Source organism: Mogibacterium neglectum (assembly GCF_030644205.1).
Lineage (GTDB): Bacteria > Bacillota > Clostridia > Peptostreptococcales > Anaerovoracaceae > Mogibacterium > Mogibacterium neglectum.
On sequence record NZ_CP128647.1, the window covers coordinates 404,866 to 426,197 of the forward strand.

18 protein-coding genes, 2 tRNA genes and 1 pseudogene are annotated in these 21,332 nt (G+C 43.0%); 13 read left to right on the top strand and 8 right to left on the bottom strand.

The window, feature by feature from the left end; translation table 11 throughout:
• Position 1: 1 nt before the first annotated feature.
• From QU661_RS01835 to QU661_RS01855, 5 genes are all read left to right on the top strand, one after another.
• Entirely contained in the window at positions 2-715 is a 714-nt protein-coding gene (locus QU661_RS01835; RefSeq protein ID WP_304990065.1) for a metallophosphoesterase, read from the top strand.
• Positions 716-743: 28 nt separating this feature from the next.
• Positions 744-1,700 carry a diacylglycerol/lipid kinase family protein gene (locus QU661_RS01840; protein WP_304990066.1) on the top strand — a complete coding sequence of 319 codons (957 nt, stop codon included), beginning with the start codon at positions 744-746 and terminating at the stop codon, positions 1,698-1,700.
• Between the two features lie 79 nt (positions 1,701-1,779).
• Complete coding sequence (locus QU661_RS01845) at positions 1,780-3,129, top strand: D-alanyl-D-alanine carboxypeptidase family protein (RefSeq protein ID WP_304990067.1); 1,350 nt, start codon at positions 1,780-1,782, stop codon at positions 3,127-3,129.
• 331 nt (positions 3,130-3,460) lie between these two features.
• Positions 3,461-3,552 (top strand) — tRNA-Ser (locus QU661_RS01850).
• 361 nt (positions 3,553-3,913) lie between these two features.
• Positions 3,914-4,144: a hypothetical protein gene (locus QU661_RS01855; protein ID WP_304990068.1), complete on the top strand. Its 231-nt coding sequence runs from the start codon at positions 3,914-3,916 to the stop codon at positions 4,142-4,144.
• A 103-nt stretch (positions 4,145-4,247) separates the two neighbouring features.
• Here the strand turns inward: QU661_RS01855 and QU661_RS01860 are convergent, their stop codons facing one another.
• From QU661_RS01860 to QU661_RS01870, 3 genes are all read right to left on the bottom strand, one after another.
• Positions 4,248-4,850, bottom strand: coding sequence for a hypothetical protein (locus tag QU661_RS01860; RefSeq protein ID WP_304990069.1), 603 nt, complete (start codon positions 4,848-4,850; stop codon positions 4,248-4,250).
• A gap of 136 nt (positions 4,851-4,986) precedes the next feature.
• Positions 4,987-5,235: a TIGR03905 family TSCPD domain-containing protein gene (locus tag QU661_RS01865; RefSeq protein WP_304990070.1), complete on the bottom strand. Its 249-nt coding sequence runs from the start codon at positions 5,233-5,235 to the stop codon at positions 4,987-4,989.
• Complete coding sequence (locus QU661_RS01870; protein WP_304990071.1) at positions 5,232-5,765, bottom strand: DUF1836 domain-containing protein; 534 nt, start codon at positions 5,763-5,765, stop codon at positions 5,232-5,234. The genes QU661_RS01865 and QU661_RS01870 overlap by 4 nt, the downstream gene beginning before the upstream one ends.
• 326 nt (positions 5,766-6,091) lie before the next feature.
• On the opposite strand from QU661_RS01870, the gene QU661_RS01875 reads away from it, so the two are divergent.
• Positions 6,092-7,807, top strand: a complete 1,716-nt coding sequence (locus QU661_RS01875) for an AMP-binding protein (protein WP_304990072.1) — start codon at positions 6,092-6,094, stop codon at positions 7,805-7,807.
• 139 nt (positions 7,808-7,946) lie between these two features.
• Here QU661_RS01875 and QU661_RS01880 read toward each other — a convergent pair whose 3' ends face one another.
• From QU661_RS01880 to QU661_RS01890, 3 genes are read right to left on the bottom strand one after another with little or no spacing between them, the layout of a single operon-like run.
• The gene (locus tag QU661_RS01880; protein WP_304990073.1) at positions 7,947-8,960 is read right to left on the bottom strand and encodes an aspartate-semialdehyde dehydrogenase; all 1,014 of its coding nucleotides are present in this window, start codon (positions 8,958-8,960) and stop codon (positions 7,947-7,949) included.
• A gap of 44 nt (positions 8,961-9,004) precedes the next feature.
• Positions 9,005-10,324, bottom strand: a complete 1,320-nt coding sequence (locus QU661_RS01885; RefSeq protein ID WP_304990074.1) for an aspartate kinase — start codon at positions 10,322-10,324, stop codon at positions 9,005-9,007.
• Positions 10,325-10,334: 10 nt separating this feature from the next.
• A complete protein-coding gene (locus tag QU661_RS01890; protein WP_304990075.1) occupies positions 10,335-11,429 on the bottom strand; it encodes a homoserine dehydrogenase in 1,095 nt (364 codons plus the stop codon).
• Positions 11,430-11,574: 145 nt separating this feature from the next.
• Between QU661_RS01890 and thrC the strand changes: the two genes are divergently transcribed.
• From thrC to QU661_RS01905, 3 genes are all read left to right on the top strand, one after another.
• Positions 11,575-13,050: a threonine synthase gene (gene thrC, locus QU661_RS01895; protein WP_304990076.1), complete on the top strand. Its 1,476-nt coding sequence runs from the start codon at positions 11,575-11,577 to the stop codon at positions 13,048-13,050.
• Between the two features lie 3 nt (positions 13,051-13,053).
• On the top strand, positions 13,054-13,491 hold the full coding sequence (locus tag QU661_RS01900) for an ACT domain-containing protein (RefSeq protein ID WP_304990077.1): 438 nt from the start codon (positions 13,054-13,056) through the stop codon (positions 13,489-13,491).
• Positions 13,492-13,627: 136 nt separating this feature from the next.
• A complete protein-coding gene (locus QU661_RS01905; protein ID WP_304990078.1) occupies positions 13,628-14,527 on the top strand; it encodes a selenium metabolism-associated LysR family transcriptional regulator in 900 nt (299 codons plus the stop codon).
• A gap of 131 nt (positions 14,528-14,658) precedes the next feature.
• On the opposite strand, the pseudogene selD reads toward QU661_RS01905, so the two are convergent.
• Both selD and QU661_RS01915 read right to left on the bottom strand, forming a co-directional pair.
• Positions 14,659-15,651, bottom strand: a pseudogene (selD, locus tag QU661_RS01910) (selenide, water dikinase SelD); the annotation flags it as partial.
• A gap of 168 nt (positions 15,652-15,819) precedes the next feature.
• Complete coding sequence (locus tag QU661_RS01915; protein WP_304990080.1) at positions 15,820-16,974, bottom strand: aminotransferase class V-fold PLP-dependent enzyme; 1,155 nt, start codon at positions 16,972-16,974, stop codon at positions 15,820-15,822.
• A gap of 236 nt (positions 16,975-17,210) precedes the next feature.
• Here QU661_RS01915 and QU661_RS01920 point away from each other — a divergent pair.
• The 4 genes from QU661_RS01920 (at position 17,211) to QU661_RS01935 (ending at position 21,244) form a co-directional block, all read left to right on the top strand.
• Positions 17,211-17,307, top strand: a tRNA-Sec gene (locus QU661_RS01920).
• Positions 17,308-17,336: 29 nt separating this feature from the next.
• Complete coding sequence (selA, locus tag QU661_RS01925; protein WP_304990081.1) at positions 17,337-18,743, top strand: L-seryl-tRNA(Sec) selenium transferase; 1,407 nt, start codon at positions 17,337-17,339, stop codon at positions 18,741-18,743.
• Positions 18,744-20,651 carry a selenocysteine-specific translation elongation factor gene (selB, locus tag QU661_RS01930; protein ID WP_304990082.1) on the top strand — a complete coding sequence of 636 codons (1,908 nt, stop codon included), beginning with the start codon at positions 18,744-18,746 and terminating at the stop codon, positions 20,649-20,651.
• Between the two features lie 20 nt (positions 20,652-20,671).
• A complete protein-coding gene (locus tag QU661_RS01935; RefSeq protein ID WP_304990083.1) occupies positions 20,672-21,244 on the top strand; it encodes a peptidylprolyl isomerase PrsA family protein in 573 nt (190 codons plus the stop codon).
• Positions 21,245-21,332 lie beyond the last annotated feature (88 nt).

Here is a 21,332-nt window from a genome sequence, read left to right on the forward strand (position 1 = left end):
TATGAAAATATACGCCATTGCGGATCTTCATCTTTCCTTTGATGAGAGAATAGACAAGCCGATGGACGTCTTTGGACCTGGATGGGGAGACCATGCAGAGCGAGTTAAAGTCGCTTGGACCGAGCTAGTTACGGATGATGACATTGTAATAATTGCAGGTGATATATCGTGGGGGCTGAAGCTGGACGAGGCTATGGCTGATTTGGACTGGATTCATGAGCTACCGGGACAGAAGGTACTGCTGCGCGGAAATCATGATCTATGGTGGTGCAGAATTCAGTACCTGAGGACACTTTACGACGACATGCATTTTCTGCAAAATGATTGCTACTATGTAGAGCCACTAGATCTTGCAATCTGTGGCTCTCGTGGTTGGCCGACGCATGACGTTATTTCGTATAGCGAGCATGATGAAAAGATGTATTTGCGCGAGCAGGGCAGACTTAGAAATAGTCTGGGCGAAGCGAAGAAAAAGGGCGCATCGAGAATTATCGTGGCGATGCATTACCCCCCAGCTAAGGTGGAAGAGACGGAATTTACCAGAATTATGCAGGAATACGGTGTTACCCAGTGTATCTATGGTCACCTACACGGCATGGTTGCATGGGCTAATGGCATCAAGGGGGAGCATGGGGGTATAGACTATAAACTCGTTTCACTAGACTACCTTGGTGCTAGACCGAAGCTCATTTACGATGGTGAGAAAGAAATATAGGGATAAATTAAATGAGGGACATTTATCAATGAAATATGCTTTTATCATAAATCCGATTGCGGGAAACGGCAAGAAAGTAGACAAGCTGTGCAAAGACATAAGTGCGGCGGCTCTAGATTCTGAGTTCGATATTGAGCTACATTATACGACTGGACCGAGTTCTGCGACGCATATCGCTGATAAGGTAGCGACCGCAGCAGAGCGTGATGGTGAAGAAGTCAGAATCTATGCATGCGGTGGAGATGGTACTGTAAATGAAGTTGCAAATGGTGTATATGGTCATGTAAATGCTGCACTAGGCATTGTTCCGATTGGCAGTGGAAATGACCTTATCCGTAACTTTGGAGGTTCTAGAGCTACGAATTATAAGGATATCATGTCACAGCTTTTGGCTGAGGAAGAAGTCGTTGATGTTATGTCGTTTTCATACAGGAGAGACGGAGAGGACTATAACAGAATTGGACTTAATGCGTTTAATATCGGATTTGATGGAAACGTTGCGATACTGGCGAGTTATTTAAATAAAAAGACATTTATAGGCGGATCGTTATCATACGGGATTTCGATTTTTCTGAATCTAATCGAGAAGTCGGGCCAGAATCTACAGGTTACTATAGATGGAGAACAGCTTTTCAAGGGTCCACTAATGATGTGCACTATTGGAAACGGTAGATTTTGCGGTGGTGGAATTGAAATCAGCCCGAAGGCGAAGCTCGATGATGGACTTCTAGATGTATTAGTTGTGCATAAGATTCCAAGGCGTACTGTGCTTAAGGTCTTACCTAAGTTTTCAAAAGGAAAGCTTGATGAGATAAAGGGAATAGAGAAGATTACTGAATTCAAGCAGGGAAGGAAAATCAACATCGTTCCTAGAAATGGGCACATGAAGTTTGTCGTAGATGGTGAGATAACAGAGACTGACGAAATTACGATAGAGATTAAGGATCGTGCGATGCGCGTGCTGGTGCCGTATCTTCAGGTTTAGCTGATAGTTATAACGAACTGGTTGAAGGTGCAACGATGCGATTCATATTATAAAGGAAAATCTTGATTGGAGATTAGAGATGGAAGCTTGGGATAATCTCAAGAAGAGTTTTAAAATAGCTATTTTAACGGTGTTGTGCATAACTATTGTCTTCAGCACTGATTTGCTGTACGTATTTTCATATGGTGCTAGCTATGAAAGCTGCGCTAAATCATCGAAGCAATCGGAATCATCTAAGAAATCAAACAAAGCAAAGAAGGTTCATGAACCTGAGATAAATGCAAAGAGTGCTGTTTTATACAGCGAGAATACGAATACTGTGGTGTTTTCGAAGAATAAGGATGAACGCGTAGCTCCATTTAGCACCACGAAGCTGATGACAGCGCTACTGGTAATTAAACATGTCAAAAATCTTGATCAGAAAGTTACGGTATCAAAGGAAGCAGCTGCTCTCGGTGGTTCCTCAATGGAGCTCAAAGAGGGGGAAGTTGTAACGGTCAGACAGCTTCTATACGGGCTCATGATCTTGTCAGGAAACGATGCCGCATATAGCCTTGCAGAGGTCGTGTCAAATGGTAATGTCGATGAATTCGTTAAGATGATGAACGATGAAGCAAAGACGCTAGGCTGTAAGGATACTAATTTTGTAAATCCAAATGGAGTGAAGGAAGAAAATCATTATACTACAGCCAGTGATTATATGAAGATTGCTAGAGCGGCACTTCAAAACAAGCAGGTATACAGGTTCGCAAGCACTAAGAAATACGAGATGGGTGCGACGAATCTAAGTGAAGCGCGTGTTATGAAGTCTCATACTGACCTGATCAACACCAAAAACTCCGGTGTAGTTGCTGGCAAGACTGGTTTCTGGGACGGTGAAGCCTCGATTGTGCTCGCTTATGATAAGAAAGATCTGAAGATGCTACTAGTACTGTTTGGTGATGATAAGGAAAACCGCCCGAAGGATGCAAAAGCAATTTTTGAATATGCATACAAATATCTAAAGGTGAACAAGCCTGTTGCAAAAGGCAAGAAGGTCACAAAGGTTCTAGTCCGCGGCGGCAAGAGCACCGTAGTCGATGCCTACGCAAGTGAGACGGCTTACGCATATACTGAGAAGGGTGATCGTGCAAAGATAACTGTAAAAATAAAGCGCGACTGGTCCGTTAAGGCTCCGCTCAAGAAGGGAGATCAGGTGGCGGTTGCAAAGGTATATGTCGATGACAAGTATGTGTCTGACGCACCGCTCGTAGTGAAACAGAGTGTAAGCAAGGGCTGGATAACATCAGAGGCATATATATCTAATCTGGGTGCAATGGTATTAGGTCCAGTTCTAGTTGTTCTATTTATGATTGCTTGCCTATTGAAAAGGCGCAGAAAGAAAACTGTAATGCCTATTGGAAAGCATGATATGGGCAGGTCTAAGTAGACATGACTGTTTGCTTAACATATTGCTAATTACCAACTGCGATACGGCCTAATTTGTATAAATGATGTTTAAATTTATATCTATATAGATGATAAAGCGCGTCCACGTGGCGCGTTTTGCTATTTTATGAATAGCGAGACATTGTTCAGTACGGATGTTGCTAAGCTTCTCAGCGTGTCGTTACGTCGCTTGCAACTACTTGCGTACACCATGCGGCTATGCTATAATGACCTTCGCGGTATCTTGCAGAAGCTTCCGCCCCGCTTGGGCTTAGTTTCTGGTTGAGGCTTTTGATCCTCGTTGGTCGCTAGTCTCCAAGGTATATATTTGTGGAGAGGTACCCAAGAGGCTGAAGGGACTGGCTTCGAATACCAGCAGGCGGGTAACTCCCGTGCGGGGGTTCAAATCCCCCTCTCTCCGCCACAAAAAAACAGGTAGCACTTTATGTGCTACCTGTTTTTTAAAACTGAATATATTAATTAGCATCGAAATTAAGAAGTTTTTTCATTTTCTAATTTTTATTGTCAAATTAGGCTTATAATAATGTTAGACGATAAATAAAAAAGCAGCAACAAGGCTGAAATACTTAACCTCATCACTGCAACTATCAATTTGATAGCTTCGTTGGCTGCATTGATTATAGCAATAAGGTATGGTTAAGGCAAGGGGGATAACGATGAATAGCTTTGAAGCATTTTTATTGATTAGTGTAATATATTCCAAGTTTGTTTGTGCAAAAGAAAAGCACTGATATCTAAACTAGCTAAGCATATTAGATAAACATGTGGCAGGTCCACGCTACCTACCACATATTTTATTTCTAAAATTATACTTCTCGCATTCGAACATCTTAACAGTTCTATCTCTTGCACTTATTAATAACGGCGGGAATGAAGCTGTTACTGTCGGTGGATACTGGTATAATCTCGGAGTAGTGTCGCTTGGAAATATGATAGGTGGCGTGCTCTTTGTAGCAGTTCCGTATATCGTGGCAGCTAAAGAGAACTCCAAGTAAATTCATAATATGTAATATAATAAAAGTAGCGTTAATGCAGTAAAAGAGGGGTGGCTACGCCATCCCTCTTATCGTATCCAAAGCATTTAATTATAAGGTTATACTACTGCCCATCATCAAGCAGAGCAAATTCCCCGTAAACTGGTCGATACAGCTTGTAGTGACTCAAGCCTATGAGTTTTCCAGTCTTCTGTTCGAACACCTTCACCTCGTATTCTTCGGCCGTATAGACAGCTCTGAACCCGAGATGCTGCACCTTGCCTTTTTCACCATTTAGCACGACTGAATCAGTTGCTTTATTATTAATGTCATTAATAAATAAAGGCGTATATGGTATATTACCAGTCATACGCTTATTAAGCGCATCAACGGCATTTAGGTTTGCAAAACCGTTATTAATAGATGCGTTCTTCTTCACACGGTAACCAAGAGTATCACCAGTTACGTATGCACGAAAAGTCACAAATCTATCCGGTGTAATTGGGGTGCCATCTACAGCACTCTTTACATTGCTAGATGAGCGTTTATAGGAGCTGTAATGTTTGTATTTTCTTATTAACGTATTTCTGTAATAAACTCCATGGTACTGTTCAGGCTTAGCGTCATGTTCGTTTGAATGTCCAAGCTTAGTGCTACCATAAATTGAAAGTACAGGTAGAGCTAAAACAATAGCAATCGCTATAGCTAACGCTTTTGACTTCTTCATAATGTCTACCTCCAGTGCTTAAAGTGCACTTTTAATTATAGAGGCGTTAACTGCTTATAACCTATAATTACCATATAAACTGATCAGTGTAAATGGGGGGGTAGAAAAAACAATTTAATACAAAAAACGGCAGCATTTACTGCTGCTCGTTTTTGTACTGCTTTAGCGCTTTGGAAAGCTGGTCCGGACATGATGTATCTTTGAACCCGCATTTTATACCCTCGAGTCTTTCAATTACATCATCGACTGGCATTCCTTTTACTAGACTGGCTAGTCCCTGGGCATTTCCGGCACACCCACCTATAAATTCAACTGATTTGACTATGTCGTCCTCAACATCAAGGTTTAGGAGCTGGGCACAGACACCTTCTGGCTTATATATCATAATTTCTTCCTTTCTTCTTTTCTTTCTCGTCTCAGCTTCAGCCTGCGCTTCACTATTAACTGATAAGCTGCAGCTGTTGCAACGTCTTCGATCACTCTAAAATAATCCTGGGCAGGTTTGGTATGAGAGATGCTATCTGCACAAGTCGAATCGATTGCAGCTTCAAGTGTACTGCAGTATAGGTCATAAGATTCGGAAATCTCATATCCTAGGCTATTGTCATCATCGATAGCTGAAATCAGCTCTGCAATCTCTTGCACGTTAAATATAGACTTGAGCGTGACAATTACGAAAAGCCGTGAAATAGCCTCCTTGCCGTACCGCCGCTTTATAGGAGGGGGGATAACCCCAAGTTTAACGTAATTATTAACCATAGTGCTAGTCAGCAGATAGCTATCACCGTATGTGTCCTGAAAATGAGGATTTATCAGCGATAGCACCTGATCCATATATAGCGATATATCAGGCAGCTCATCCCAGCGCGGGAGGTGAAGCCTTGTGCTGTCCTGCATCGTTTCTCTCTGTTCCATAAGTTCCTTCCAGTTATACTTCCATATATGATGGTAACACAGCTCGCCGCGAGCTTCAAATTTCTAATAACTTGTATTTTTCAACCTTTTGCACATTTATACCTGCATAAAAATTAAATTAAATATTGCTAAATCGTGCTAAATGGAGTATCATACAGCATATACTTAGATTATAATACTAAATAATATAGTTTTCAAAACTATATTATAATTTTTTTGTAAATTGGGGTTCTTCGGCGTGCCGGGATACCACGCTCTAGTGACTTTTGGTGGACGGTGTTTTTGTAAGAGACAAGTGATAATCTGATAGATAGATGGAGGTAAATTTGGAGAATATTAGAGAGATAATGGAGGATGCTGTTAGCAAGTACGGAGCTAACAAGGCATTTACGCTCAAGCAGGGTGATGGAGAGTATCGCGATATTTCCTACAGCAGATACTATGAGGAGATTAGATGTCTAGGAGAGGCGCTGCTATGTAGAGGCTTCTCGAATACTAGGATCGTTATCATTGGTAAGAATAGCTACAACTGGTATCTCGCCAACATGGCGACTTTGTTAACAGGCAATATAACTGTCCCGCTAGACAAAGAGCTAAAGTACGATGAGTTTGAAAGCTCGCTCGTTCGTAGTGAAGCAGAGGTTATCTTCTATGATGAGAAGGAAGCTGACGCTGTTGCTAAGGCGATTTCTAGTGGCAAGACTCGTATCAAGGCTGCATTTCCGTTTTTCAAGGTTGCTGACAAAACTGATATCTATGACCTTAAAGTAGAAGGTAAGGAACTCGTTGATGGGAATTCTAACAGGTATGATGATGTTGTTATCAATCCAGATGCTATGTCATTCATGATATTTACATCTGGAACTACATCACAGTCCAAGATTGTAATGCTTTCGCACCGCAACGTGGCTTCAAATGTTGTTAATACAATCGCGTCTGAACCGATTTATGATACCGATGTTAACATATCACTTCTGCCGTATCACCACACCTTCGGCCTAACATGCCAGATTATTATGTTCGCTGCAGGTGCATCGACCGTATTCTGCGATGGACTTAAGTATATCCAGCAGAACTTCAAAGAATATGGAGTTTCTATCTTCGTAGGAGTACCGCTTCTCATCGAGACTATGTACAGTCGTATTCTTAAGAAGGCAGAGAAGGAAGGCCTTTATGGCAGGCTCAAAGCCATGGGGAGGGTCGTAAGGGTGCTTGGAAAGGCACATATAGATATCAGAAGAACTGTATTTAAGGGAGTTCTCGAGGCTTTCGGTGGCAAACTTCGTATGGTAATCCTAGGGGCGGCAGCAGCTGACCCAGAGTGCATCAAGGGCTGGAATGACTTCGGCGTTATATGTCTACAGGGCTACGGCCTAACAGAGACTTCTCCAGTACTCTCTGCAGAAAGACCTGCGTATAGAAGACCTGGTTCGGTCGGAATTCCAATTGAAGGTGTTGGTATGGATGTCTACGAACCAGATGAGAACGGCATCGGGGAGATAGTCGCCCGCGGAGAGAATATCATGCTCGGTTACTACGAGAATGAAGAGGCGACAAACGAGTGCATTTACGATGGTTGGTTCCACACAGGTGACCTCGGATATAGAGATAAGGACGGATACTATTACATCACAGGACGTAAGAAAAATGTAATAGTGCTTATGAATGGTAAGAATGTTTTTCCCGAGGAAATAGAGCAGGAGTTAAATGTACTTCCGTATAAAGAAGAAGCGATTATCGTAGGTATTCCAAATGCTGAGGATGAGCGTGACCTCGTGGTTACACTCAAACTCGTATACAATCCAGAGGATTTTGATGGCAAGACATCTGAAGAGATCAATGCGATAGTAAAGGCTGATGTTGAGAAAATAAATGACAAACTTCCTTCATACAAGAGAATCAAGAGAGTCTACACAACTGATGAGCCGATGGAGAAGACAAGTACCCAGAAGATAAAGAGATTCGTTGAAACTCAGAAGATTATCGATGAAGAAAAGGCTGAAAAGCTCCGCAAGAAAGAGACGATGTCTGAAGAAGCATAGATACAATTAAGGACCTATGGCGTTGCCATAGGTCTTTTGATATTTAGAGTTTCAAATAAAACAGGAGGACACACGGTATACCGCTGACCTCCTGCCTATTGTTTATTGATATATGGTGTCTTGTAGCATGACAAGCAATCTATGCGTTGATTAGCAGCTCAGCAATCTGCACTGCGTTTGTTGCAGCTCCCTTGCGAACCTGGTCGCCAGCGCACCATAGGTTGATTCCGTTCTCGCATACGAGGTCACGCCTGATGCGTCCAACAAATACGATATCCTGGTCGCTAGTATCAATTGGCATTGGGTAGCTCTGTGATTCAAGGTCATCTACTAGCTTACAGCCCTCAGCCTCTGCGATAGCCTTCCTTACATCATCTAGCTCTAATCTCTTTTCTGTAATGACATTTGCAGAGATTGAGTGCGAACGCTCAACAGGAACTCTCACGCACGTGCAAGATACTTTTAGCTCAGGAAGGTGAAGGATCTTGCGACCTTCGTTCTGAAGCTTCATCTCCTCGGAAGTGTAGAGGTTCTCGCCGAAACCACCGATTTGCGGGATGAGGTTAAATGCAATCTGGTGCTGGAATACCTTCGGCTCTATGGAGCTACTCTCTCCAGCAATAATCTGCTTAGTCTGTTCGAATAATTCAATCGGTCCGCCTGCACCAGCTCCGCTCACAGCCTGGTATGTTGAAGCATAGAGTCCCTTGATAGGGGATAGCTTATTGATTGCGTTTATAGCTACTAATGTGATTATAGTCGAGCAGTTTGGATTTGCAATAATTCCATTGTGCTTAAAAGCGTCCTCTGGATTGATCTCTGGAACAACTAGAGGCACATTATCGTCGAGTCTATATGCACTGGAATTATCAATATATGTAGCCCCTGAGGACTTAATTGCATCGGTAAATCTAATTGAAATATCGTTTTCCGCAGCACCTAGCACGAAGTCAAGGCCTGCAAATGCATCATCGGTTGCCTCCTGAATCACGACTGTTCCGTACTTCTCGGTAACGACTTCTTTGCCTGCACTTCTCTTGCTTGCGAGCAGTCTGAGCTCTGATAGAGGGAAATCCTTTTCTTGAAGCACCTTGAGCATCTCCTGTCCAACGGCACCCGAAGCACCGAGTATTCCTAATCTGTATTCTTTCATATCCTATCTACTGGAATCAATCTGATCCCAAACCCCTTTCATTTTTATTTTGCGAAGCTCTCATAGAGTACGCGAATTGCTTTTTCAAAATCCTCGTTAAACACGCCGATCATTATATTGATCTCATCTGCACATTGCTCGATGATTCGAATATTGATTTTGTTATCACCGAGTGCTCCGAACAGCTTGCCTGAGATTCCAGTCTTATATGCCATCTGTCTACCTACGATAGCAATCATGCTGATGCCTTGATCGATTTCAGCATCGATTCCACATTCTTTCTTGATGGCTGCAAGCACATCGTACTTGCACTGTTCGAGCTTAGATGATGGCGTGATGATCGAGAAGCTGTCAACACCGCTTGGAATCTGAGAGATGGGAACATCGTGCTGTTCGCAGATATTGAGAACCTTACGAAGCGTATTTAGATTCTCGCCAATATTGCCCTTTGCTATCTTGATCAGGGAGAAATCACGCTTGCCGGTAATCCCGGTGATGAATCTATTACTCTCTTCAGGACTCTCTTCACCGAAGCTCTCGCGGATAATCGTTCCAGGATTTTCAGGTTCATTAGTGTTTCTGATATTGAGCGGAATGTCCTTAGCTCGTACGGGGAACACTGTATCTTCGTGAAGAACTGCAGCTCCCATGTAAGATAACTCTCTGAGCTCTGCGTAAGTCACGCGAGCGATACTCTTTGGATTTTCAACTATGCGAGGATCTACCATCAGGATGCCGCTGACATCGGTCCAGTTCTCGTATACATCTGCGTCGAGTGAAGCCGCTGCGATTGCCCCTGATACGTCGGAGCCTCCTCGGGAAAACACTTTGATATCACCATTTGGAAGGCTTCCGTAGAATCCCGGAATTACGATTTTGTTATAAACATCGAAGATTTCTTTGAAGTTCTGCCCTGTCTTCTCCGTGTCTACATCGCCGTTGTACTTGAAGCTGATGAGGTCTGCGGAGTCCACAAACTGGTATCCCAGATATTCAGCCATAAGCTTAGCGTTGAGGAATTCACCCCTCGATGCTAGGTAGTCCATGGAGATATTCTTGTTGAGCTTACCTCTTATAATCTCAAACTCCTGATCAAGGTCAAGTGACAGGCCGCATTCAGAGCGGATATCCATATAGCGTTGCTCAACCATCTCAAATATACTGTCATAAGATACATCGTACTTGATGTGTGCTTTCACTAGGTATAGAAGGTCTGTTACCTTGTTATCGTCCGAAGTGCGGCGACCTGGTGCCGAAACCACTACCACTCTGCGACTAGGGTCCTGTTCAATTATATTTTTTACTTTGGCAAACTGCGCACCATCACTGAGCGATGAGCCGCCAAACTTTGCAACTTTAATCATCAGTATATATTTACTCCCTTATTCCTGCCATGAAGAAATGCTCGTCACTGCTCTCGGAGGCTAATCTGTGCGCCTCGGCAACGCTTAGTGGCTCGATAATCTTGCATGAACCGTTTTCCCTTACGTAATATCTATGAGCTTCAAGGCTGTTATCTATTGAGATATCTTTCTTCTCTCTATTACCTGAGAATTTCCAGCCGTTTTCAATATCCAGCACATCCTGAATCACTGAAGTTCCGGTAGGGTACTTGCCAGCACCTTGTCCGTAGAAACTGAGTGTTCCGATGTGATTACCCGTCAGGCTGATGAGGTTGTTATTCGCTGGAACGCTGGACTCAAGTGCGCCTCTGCCAACAAGGGTAGGCTCAACGTATGCGTAAGCACCAGCCTCGGTCTGACCTGCATTCATGAGCAGCTTACAAGTGTATCCGTGTTCATTAAAATACTTGATGTCTCCAGCTGTGATATTCTGAATTCCGAACACAGGTACATCTCCTTCGGAAATACTTGTGCCAAAGGCGAGGTTCGCTGAAATCACGCACTTGCGCTGTGTATCAAAACCTCCAATATCTGCAGTCGGGTCCTTCTCCGCATAGCCGAGATCCTGCGCCTTTGCAAGAACCTCTGTGAAATCAACTGGCTCGTTATGCATAGTATCCAAAATGTAATTGCATGTGCCATTAACGATTCCGCTTATAGACAGTATCTCGTCGCTTCTAGACTGACGCCTTAGATTGAAAAGCCACGGTATACCTCCACCTGCAGATGCTGTGTAGCGGAATTCAGCTCCGTTCTCATTAGCGAGTTCATGCAACTCATCCCAGTATGCAGCAACCAGGTTCTTGTTAGGTGTTACTACATGCTTACCACTTTTAAGAGCAGCGGATACATACTCATATGCTGGGTGAAGACCTCCGATGCACTCTACAACTAGCTCAATCTCCTCATCCTTCAAAATATCTTCGTACTCGGTAGTCACTACATCTCCGAGCTCATCTATCGATCTCTTGTAGAGAACGCGTTTTACTTCTATATTATAAGCAGTCTGTGCGACCTCGTATGCACCGCTTCCGACTACTCCGTATCCGAGAATTGCAATCTTCATATTTATATACTCTTTAATCCTCTCTCTTGATTCTCTCTATGTCCTGGGCTTTGCACGAAGTGTCCTTGTATGAAAAACACTTGTATTCCTATGAGGAATAATGTATCATAAAAACACAAAATACGCAACAGAAAAGAGAGATAAAATGTTGAATTATATAAGCACAAGAGATGTGAATCACAAGGTTTCTTCGTCGCAGGCGGTACTTTATGGACTTGCCAATGACGGAGGTCTTTACGTTCCAGAAGATTTAGCCGAACTAAAGCTAGATTATAAAGAGGTAATAGCCGAGGACTACCGCGGCATGGCCAAGAAGGTGTTTAAAAAGTTCTTCCCCGACTATGGAGAAGAGCTGATAGATTCTATCGTCACGAGAAGCTACAAGGATAAGTTCACAGCAGAAGAAATTACTCCTCTAGTAAGCGTAGATGGTAGATATATACTAGAACTCTTCTGTGGGCCCACTTGTGCGTTTAAGGATGTTGCGCTCTCTGCGCTTCCTAACCTAATGTCAGAGGCAGCAAAGCTCAATGATTTTAAGGATGAGATTCTAATACTGACAGCTACTAGCGGAGATACGGGCAGCGCTGCACTTCATGGATTTTCAGATGTTCCAAGGATTAGAATAGCAGTATTCTATCCGGATAAGGGCATATCTGAGACTCAGCGTCTTCAGATGGTAACTCAATCAGGCGCTAATACCAAGGCGTTCGGAGTGAGAGGAAACTTCGACGATGCTCAGACAGGGGTTAAGAGATTATTCCAGGAGATTCCGAGACCTTGCGAAGGCGTTTCGCTGTCGAGCGCTAACTCCATCAATATAGGAAGGCTAGTTCCGCAGGTGGTATATTACTTCGCAGCTTATAAGAGTCTAATGGATGAGGGAGAGATTAAGCTAGATGACGCAGTCGATTATACAGTTCCGACCGGTAATTTCGGAGATATCATGGCTGGATACCTCGCTAAACAGATGGGGCTTCCAGTTGGAAAACTGATTTGCGCTTCTAACAAGAACGATGTTCTTACAGAATTCCTCGAGACGGGTCATTACAATAAGAAGAGGGAATTTTACAAGACCTCATCACCGTCTATGGACATTCTCGTATCAAGTAACCTTGAGAGGCTACTATTTTTCGTGTGTGGTGCCGATAAGACTAAGGAGTACATGAAGTCTCTTGCTGAAACTGGAGAGTATCAGATAAGCGAGGATGAACTATCTAAGATTAAGAGTGATTTTGTAGGCTATGCATGCTCGGATGAAGAGGGTTCAGCTGCTATCGGCAGACTGTTCAAGGATGCAAGCTACGTCATGGATACGCATACTGCAATTGCATGGGCTGCATCAGACAAGTATCTGAGAGATGGTGGGATACAAACAAAGAATGTGGTTCTATCAACTGCTTCACCATACAAGTTTACGAGTGCTGTACTCGCGGCACTTGGAGAGGATGCATCAGGAGACGATAGAGCTGATATGGAGAGACTATCGGAGCTTACAGGAACCGAAATCCCAAGTCCGCTTCGTGCAATATTTGAGAGAGAAGTTAAGCATAAGGACATTATCGACGTTGACGAGATGAAGGATAAAGTTGTGGAGTATGCTAGTGAAGGCAAGGAGTAGAAGGTGGATAGCAGGTATCTAATAGTAGATAAGAAAATTCTTCCTGAATACTTTGAGAAGGTTGTTGAGGCTAGCAGGCTGCTTGCAGAAGGAGAGGTCCAGGATATAAGCGAAGCGGTGCGTACAGTGGGGATTTCACGTAGTACGTATTACAAATATAAGGATTACGTGATGGAACTCAGCGCCAAGAAGACGAGCAAGAGAGCGATTATCTCTATGCAGCTACGCCATGAAACAGGTGTGCTAGAGAAGCTGATTCGCGTGATTGCTAGTCATTCGTACAGCATATGGACTATCAACCAGAGTCCACCTGTAAGTAACATTGCGACTATCATGATAGCTCTTAATATGGATGATGCAACATGCGGTCTTGAGCAGCTCATACTCGACATGAGGGAGACAGAAGGTATAAAAAAAGCTAATCTTATCGGTGTAGAATAGAATTTTTCAATAGCAAACCCATACATAATGCTGTTTATTTGACACGAAATTACAAATAATATAGTATTTACAGTAGCTAACAGGAGTGTTTCATTAGCGAGGCGCTCCTTTTTGATTAAGGGTTAGTGGAGGAAAGATGGATTTTAAGCAAATTGAAGCTTTTGTAAATGTTGTTAGGTTTAAGAGCTTTAGTCGTGCGGCAGATGCGACATTCTTTACCCAGCCAACAATCAGTACTCATATCAGTTCGCTTGAGAAGGAACTCAACACAAAGTTGCTCGACAGAAAGGGCAGGACTGTTGAGATGACACCTCATGGTCAGAAGTTCTATCAGTATGCTGTCGAGATGGTAAATGCGAGAGCGCAGGCTATTGAAGCGCTTGATAATGGCGATGATAACCTGGATGGAGTTTTGGAACTCCAGACTTCGACAGTACCAGGGATCGCATTTCTACCTGAGATTATCCGCAAGTTTACAGGTGCCCATCCTTTCACTCAGTTCTATATTGAGATGAATGACAGTAAGGCAACTGTTGAAAGCCTTCTTGAGAGACGTGGTGAAATCGGATTTGTAGGCGAGTACGTTGCTGAGCCAGGCATTGAAGTTCATGAAATCTTCCATGACCGCCCAGTACTGCTAGTTCCAGGGTCGTATGAAACTGATAAGGATATAATTACTCTAGAAGAGATGTCGAAGCTCCCACTTATCTGGAGAGAAAACGGTTCTGCAACTCGTAAGTCCTTCGAGGATACGGTTGCATCTAAGGGTTTTGATAAGAATAACTTTAGAGTGATTTCTAGAACTAATGACCTTAACATGATTATGCGCCTTGTTGCAAATAACGTTGGTGCATCGATACTTTCCGAGAAAACCGTTAATAAGGTAGTAAGGTCAGACGAATTTAAGGTTCTCAAGATTGATGGCTTTGACAAACTTCGTAGCTTCTATATGATTACTCTTAAGAATGTATTTCTTTCGCCGGTTGCAGAGGCCTTTAGGAAGTTCGTGCTTGAGAATGCAGAGAACCACAAGTAGGATGCTTTGAAGGCTAGTTAATTAAAATAAATTGTAAAAAAGCAGGAAGACGATATAATTCGCTTCCTGCTATTATTTTATGTAGAGTTTTGTTGTCAAAGTTTCCAAAAGTTGATAGATAGTAATATAGTTTACTTGTTCAAGATTTCAATATAATGTGATGTATGCTTCTTGAACCTTCCAATCACTGCGTTTTCGCAGCCCTTCTCTCCGAGCTGATACTGAAGTCTCTCAAGCTCAGGTTCCTTAACTGCGAGGAGCAGTCCACCTGAAGTCTGCGGATCGTACAGCATATCAATCTGAGCTTGTTTTAATCCTACACTGTAGTCCATTACATCCTTCTCTAAATATGCCATATTGTTGTGAGCGCCTCCAGGAAGAATTCCCTGCGAAGCGAAATCAAGCACTCTATCCATGAGAGGAACTCTTTCTGTAAAGATCTCAAGGGTCACATCTCCGGACTTTGCCATCTCTGCCCCATGACCAAGTAGTCCGAATCCGGTTATGTCTGTGCATCCGTCAACCTTCACGCCTGCAGTTGCCTCAAAAGCATACCTGTTAAGCTCGGCCATAGTTTCGCTTAGCGCTTTGCTCTCCGTTTCACTTAAAAGGTTTACCTTTTCGGCACTGGTGAGCACCCCAGAACCTATTTTCTTGGTTATTACAAGGTAGTCACCTTCAGAAGCACTGTTGCTCAAAATGTCGTCAGGATGAGCAAAACCAGTTACACTAAGTCCATACTTTGGCTCTTTGTCGTTTATACTGTGTCCGCCAGTCGTCATAGCACCAGCTTCGTTCACCTTATCGTTTCCGCCTTCAAGAATAGCTTCAACAGCGGTTATTGGAAGCTTTTCTGGGAAAGTGAGTAGGTTCATCGCCAGCTTGGGTGTTCCGCCCATCGCGTAGATATCACTAAGTGAGTTTGCCGCGGCAATCTGTCCAAACATATACGGATCATCGACAATTGGTGGGAAGAAGTCGATGCTGTTGATGATAGCGAGATCATCACTAGCTTTGTACACGCAAGCATCATCGCTGCTATCGAATCCAACCAGAACTCTCTCATCACGAATTTTAGGTAGCTTAGACAATATATCGCTTAGGACTCCCGGTCCTACCTTAGCACCTCATCCGCCAGCGGCAGTCATCTCTGTAAGTTTTACATCTTCCAGTGCCATAGGTATGGCACAGCAAGATTTCTTTTCTTTATCGCTCATTATCCTTTTCCTCTTTCTATTATTGAATTTAGTTAAATCATGATGCGTTAATAATCAAAGCGCATTGCAAAATATCTATAGATTGCTTGTTTCAGCAATTTCTTCGATAGCCCTAAGTGCTACATCGATTTCTTCCTCTGTATTGAATGGCCCGATTGAGAATCTAACAGTTCCTTCTGGGAACGTATGTAGTGACTCGTGTGCAAGTGGTGCGCAGTGAAGACCAACTCTCGTATTGATGCCGTACGTATGTTCAAGGTTAAAGGCACATATACCATTATCATCCCCTGCAAAATCGATAGAGACTACGCTCACTCTTCCTTCGATAGTAGGCAGTCCGACAAGCCTTACTCCTTTTATATTAGCAAGTCCCTCCAGCATCCTAGCGGTAAGGGCTTTCTCGTGATCATGGACTTCATCAAAATGCTTCTGTAACCACTTAAGCGCTGCATGAAGACCATAGATACCAGGTAAATTAAGAGTGCCACTTTCAAATCTATCTGGAAGTTCAGAAGGCATATCAGCCATATCCGAGTGACTTCCGGTTCCACCTGAAATTACAGGAATGATGTCATCTTTTATTTCGGGATTGATAAGCATAGCGCCAATTCCTTGTGGTCCGAGAAGTGACTTGTGACCTGGAACAGTAAGTCCGTCAATATGGCACTTCTGCATATCAATCGGAGTGTTTCCTGCAGTTTGTGCCGCATCTACGATGAAGATTACGCCTTCCTCGTGACATTTTCTTCCAATCTCTTCGATGGGGAGTATGGTGCCACTCACGTTTGAAGCGTGAAGCATGATTACAGCCTTGATATCTGGAGTAATCATTTCTAGAGCTTTAGCGAGCTCGAGCTGTCCCAAATCGTTGCAAGGCATACATTCATACTGAATTACTCCCTCTTCCTGGAGTTGGTGTAGCGGTCTATAGACTGCATTGTGCTCCATGTGGCTGGTGAGGAATTTATCTCCTTTACGAGCCAATCCCTTTATCAAAAAGTTGAGTGCATAGGTGTTGCCAGGCGTAAATATTGCATTGCGCGCACCATATCCATTCATCATCAAGTCAATCATCTCTCTGGTCTCGAGAACTACTTCGGCGGCCGAATAAGCTTTTTCGTAACCACCTCGGTTGATATTGCTTCCGACCTTAGTCATATATTCATAGACTGCATCAGCGACTTCCTGTGGTTTTGGGAAGGAAGTTGCACCGTTATCTAGATAAATCATCAAAAGCCTCCCATGAGATAATGTTTATACTATTAGAAATTAGTGTTGAATTTTATTATATCATAAAGCTGTTATATAGTTGATGGCGTGTTTATTTATATAAATGCGGTGCCGTATTAATGTTTTATGATTAAATACGTTAATTCCTGCTACGGTATTTGTGAAGAGAACGTATACACTCAACTATCTGTTGATAGACAATAACTTTGATGATATAATGACAAAGTATGTAACTTGGGGGTGGATAGGTGCTGGTGTGCCTTACGGTCTTCAAAACCGATATGAGGAGCTGATACCTTCTCGGGTGGGTTCGATTCCCACGCACTCCCGCCATTTAAGCTTGCATGGGAGTAATAGATAATATGAAAAAAAATGAAGTTTTACGACAGATTCCTAAGATAGATGAGGTGCTTAAAGAGCACCTCTTTTCTAATGCCTTCGAAAAGAGTGGAAGAGATGTTGTAACATCTGTGACTAGGAAGGTTATAGATGAGGTGCGTGCTAAGATTCTTGCCCTAGGCGATAATGAGCTAGAGCATTATGATATAAAGAAACTAAGCATCTCGCGCATCGTTGATGAGATTAAGGATAGACTAGAGGCGGACGAAGTGAATCATCTGCACGGAATTATCAACGCTACTGGAACTATTCTGCATACAAACCTCGGCAGAGCACCACTCTGTGAGGATGCGGTACACAATGTAGAGATGGTTTCGCGAGGATATTCGAATCTCGAATACGATGTGAAGCTCGGAAAGCGTGGGTCAAGGCATGATATTTTACAAGATCTTATGGTTGAACTTACGGGTGCTGAGGATGTCATGATCGTCAATAATAACGCATCCGCTACGATGCTTGTGCTGTCTGCTATGGCGGAAGGACACGAGGTCGTGGTATCGAGAGGTGAACTTGTTGAAATCGGTGGAGCTTTTAGAATTCCTGACATCATGGAGCAGAGTGGTGCGACCCTGCATGAAGTTGGAACCACCAACAAGACTAAGCCTAGTGATTACGAAAAGGCAATCAATGAAAACACTGGCGCACTCATGAAGATTCACACTAGCAACTACAAGATTATGGGCTTCACTGAAGAGGCTGAACTAGATGAACTAGTAGCTATTGGTAAGGAGCATGACCTTCCGGTAATCTTCGATATGGGTAATGGGCTCATGGTGAACCTCGCTGAGTACGGGCTAGATGAGCCTAATGTTCCTGCGTCGCTAGATACGGGAATTGATGTCATACTGTTCAGTGGTGATAAGCTACTAGGTGGTCCGCAGGCTGGGATTATCGCTGGAAAGCGAAAGTATATCGAGAAGATGAAGAAACATCCTTTGGCACGTGCACTTAGAGTGGATAAGATGACTTTTGCAGCGATGGAAGAGACGCTAAAGAAATATAGGGATACAAAAGTTGCTATGCGTGATATCCCAGTGCTCCGTATGATTACGACATCCAGGGAAGTTCTGCTCGAAAAGGCTATGAGGTTAGCTGACAAGATTCGCACGGCAAATAGCAAGCTCAATGTAAAAATTGTTGATGCAGATGATCAGATTGGCGGTGGTTCTGCGCCAATGGTATTCTTACCAGGTGTTGCAGTAGCTGTAACATCTGCTGAGGTGACGACAAAGTGGCTCGAGAGATTGCTCAGAAAGCATGAAATTCCTGTAATCGCAAGGATTCATGAGGATGAGCTGCTGTTCTCAGTTAGAACTGTGCTTGAACGGGAGCTCGATGATATCGCAGCAGCACTAAGGGAAGTGGAATAGATGAAGAATGTAATTATTGGTACAGCTGGTCACGTCGACCACGGCAAGACGCAGCTGATTAAAGCCCTATCTGGGATTGATACAGATAGACTATCCGAAGAGAAAAAGCGTGGAATCACCATCGAACTTGGGTTTGCGCACATAGATAATGATGCGGGATATAATATCGGAGTGATTGATGTTCCAGGTCATGAGAAGTTTATCAAAAACATGCTTGCTGGAATCGGTGGGATTGACTTCGTGTTATTCGTAGTTGCGGCAGATGAGGGTATCATGCCTCAGACTAAAGAACACTTTGAAATATTGCAAGCGCTCGGCATCAATGATGGTATCATAACCATCACCAAAAAGGATATGGTAGATGAGGAGTGGCTTGGGATGCTGGTCGAGGATGTAAAGGAATATTTTAAGGGCTCTTTTCTTGAGGGGAAACCCTTGATAGCAGTTTCTTCCAAGACCGGAGAGAACATTGGTGTTCTAAAAGAAGAAATAATAAAGAAGTGCGACCGTGAGTCGAAGAGGCACGAGGAGCCGGAGCTATTCAGGCTTCCAATAGATAGAGTTTTCTCAATGCAGGGATTTGGAACCGTAGTAACTGGAACTCTTGTGGATGGTGTATTAAAACTCAATGATGAGATGAACATATACCCTGACGATATACCAGTAAAGGTGAGAGGTATACAGACGTATGGTAACGATACTGATGAAGCATTTGCTGGACAGCGAACGGCAGTGAATCTATCTGGTATCAAGAAGGAAAATGTGACTAGAGGCTCTGTGCTAGCTGCATCAGGTGCAGTTACGGTAACCAATATGCTCGATGTGGAGATGAGCGTTTTTAAGAGCAGTGACAGACAAATACTAAATAACAGCAGAGTTCACTTCTATACTGGTAGTACGGAAGTTATAGCGAAGGTTATTATAATGGACCGCGATGTTATGATGAGCGGAGATAAGGCATCTGTGCAGCTAAGGCTCGAAGAACCAGTAGCTGTAAGGAGAGGAGATAAGTTTATCATCAGATTCTACTCGCCAGTTATCACGGTGGGTGGCGGCAGAGTGCTTGATGCAAATCCAGAGAAGCATAAGAGAAACCGCGACGATGTCTTAGCTGACTTTCGGGTTCTTGCTGCCGGCGATATAGAAGACATCATTCACCTAAAGGCCGGGAAATGGAAGTATTACAAAGAGCATGAGCTTGGGCATGAGCTTGGACTCACGGCTGCTGAAATAAAACAAGCGGTCCAATCGCTTGATGATAAAGGTAAGGTGATAATACTAGCAGACGGCTCTATCGTAAGTGAAGAGAAACTAAAAATACTCGAAGATACTGTTTCAAAAATAATCGAAGAGTATCATAGCCAGAATCCTATGGTAGATGGAATCCCTAAGAGAGAGCTACTCAGCAGGATCAAAGAGTATCACCATATTGAGGACGATAAGTTGGGGCAAGCGATTATTTCTAAGTTCTTAGATTCGGGGATGCTCGAGGACAAGGAGAAGACAATATCGCTTGCAGGTTTCAAGGTTGAGTTCTCAAATGAACAGCTTGCTCTGATGGACGAGATTAAAAAAATGTATGATAAAGCTGGAGTTGAGACGATTAAAAATGAATATATATATGAATTCGTCGGTGATAAGAATATCGCTAGTGCCATTCAAACTGAACTAGCATCACAAGGGGAAATCTTTAAACTCGATGCAAGCTACTACATTGATACCAATGCGTGGGATGTGGCAGTTGCTGCTGGGCGTGAACTGGGAACTGAAAAGCCAGAAGGATTTACTTTGGCAGAGTACCGCGATAAACTTGAAATCTCAAGGAAATTCGCATCAGTATTATTATCCGCACTTGACAAGTACGGTATAACAGTGTTTAATGGAGAGTGCCGAAAGGCGATAAAATAGTAACGAAAGGGAGAACTATAATGAAGAAAAAGACACTACTTATTGTGAGCATGCTTGTGTTAGTTATGTTTGCGCTAACAGCTTGTGGCGGAAAGTCACCAAAGAACGTTGTTGAAGATAATCTAAAACAGATTAAGACTGAGAAGACTTCTTCTAATGTTTCTAAGCTATTTAATGACAAAACTCTAGAACAGAAGTATGGAAAAGAGTATAACAAGTTCATCAAGAAGGTTCAGGACTTCGATTATGAAGTAAAGGACGAAAAGGTTAGTGGTAAGAAAGCAACTGTAAAGGTTGAGATTAAGACATACGACTTCGGTGCAGCTTACAAGACTACTTATGATACCGTAGTATCTGACGCTAAGAGCGGAAAGATTACAACATCGACAGATGTTAAGGATTATGTTTACAATCTGATGTTCCAGAATCTAAATAACGTAAAGGATAAGTCCTATAAGAAGACAGTTACTATCAATTGTACAAAGAACGATAAGGGTGAGTGGACAACAGATATCAACAACAATGTTGACTTCCTAGATGCAATGATGGGTGGAATGTTCACAGCAATCAAGTCTGTACAGGCAGGAAAGTAAAACCTGTTTGTCGGCTATCCGATAGATGAAGCAAATAATAAAGACCGTGGCTGTAAAGCCACGGTCTTGTTTTACACAGAGATTGTGT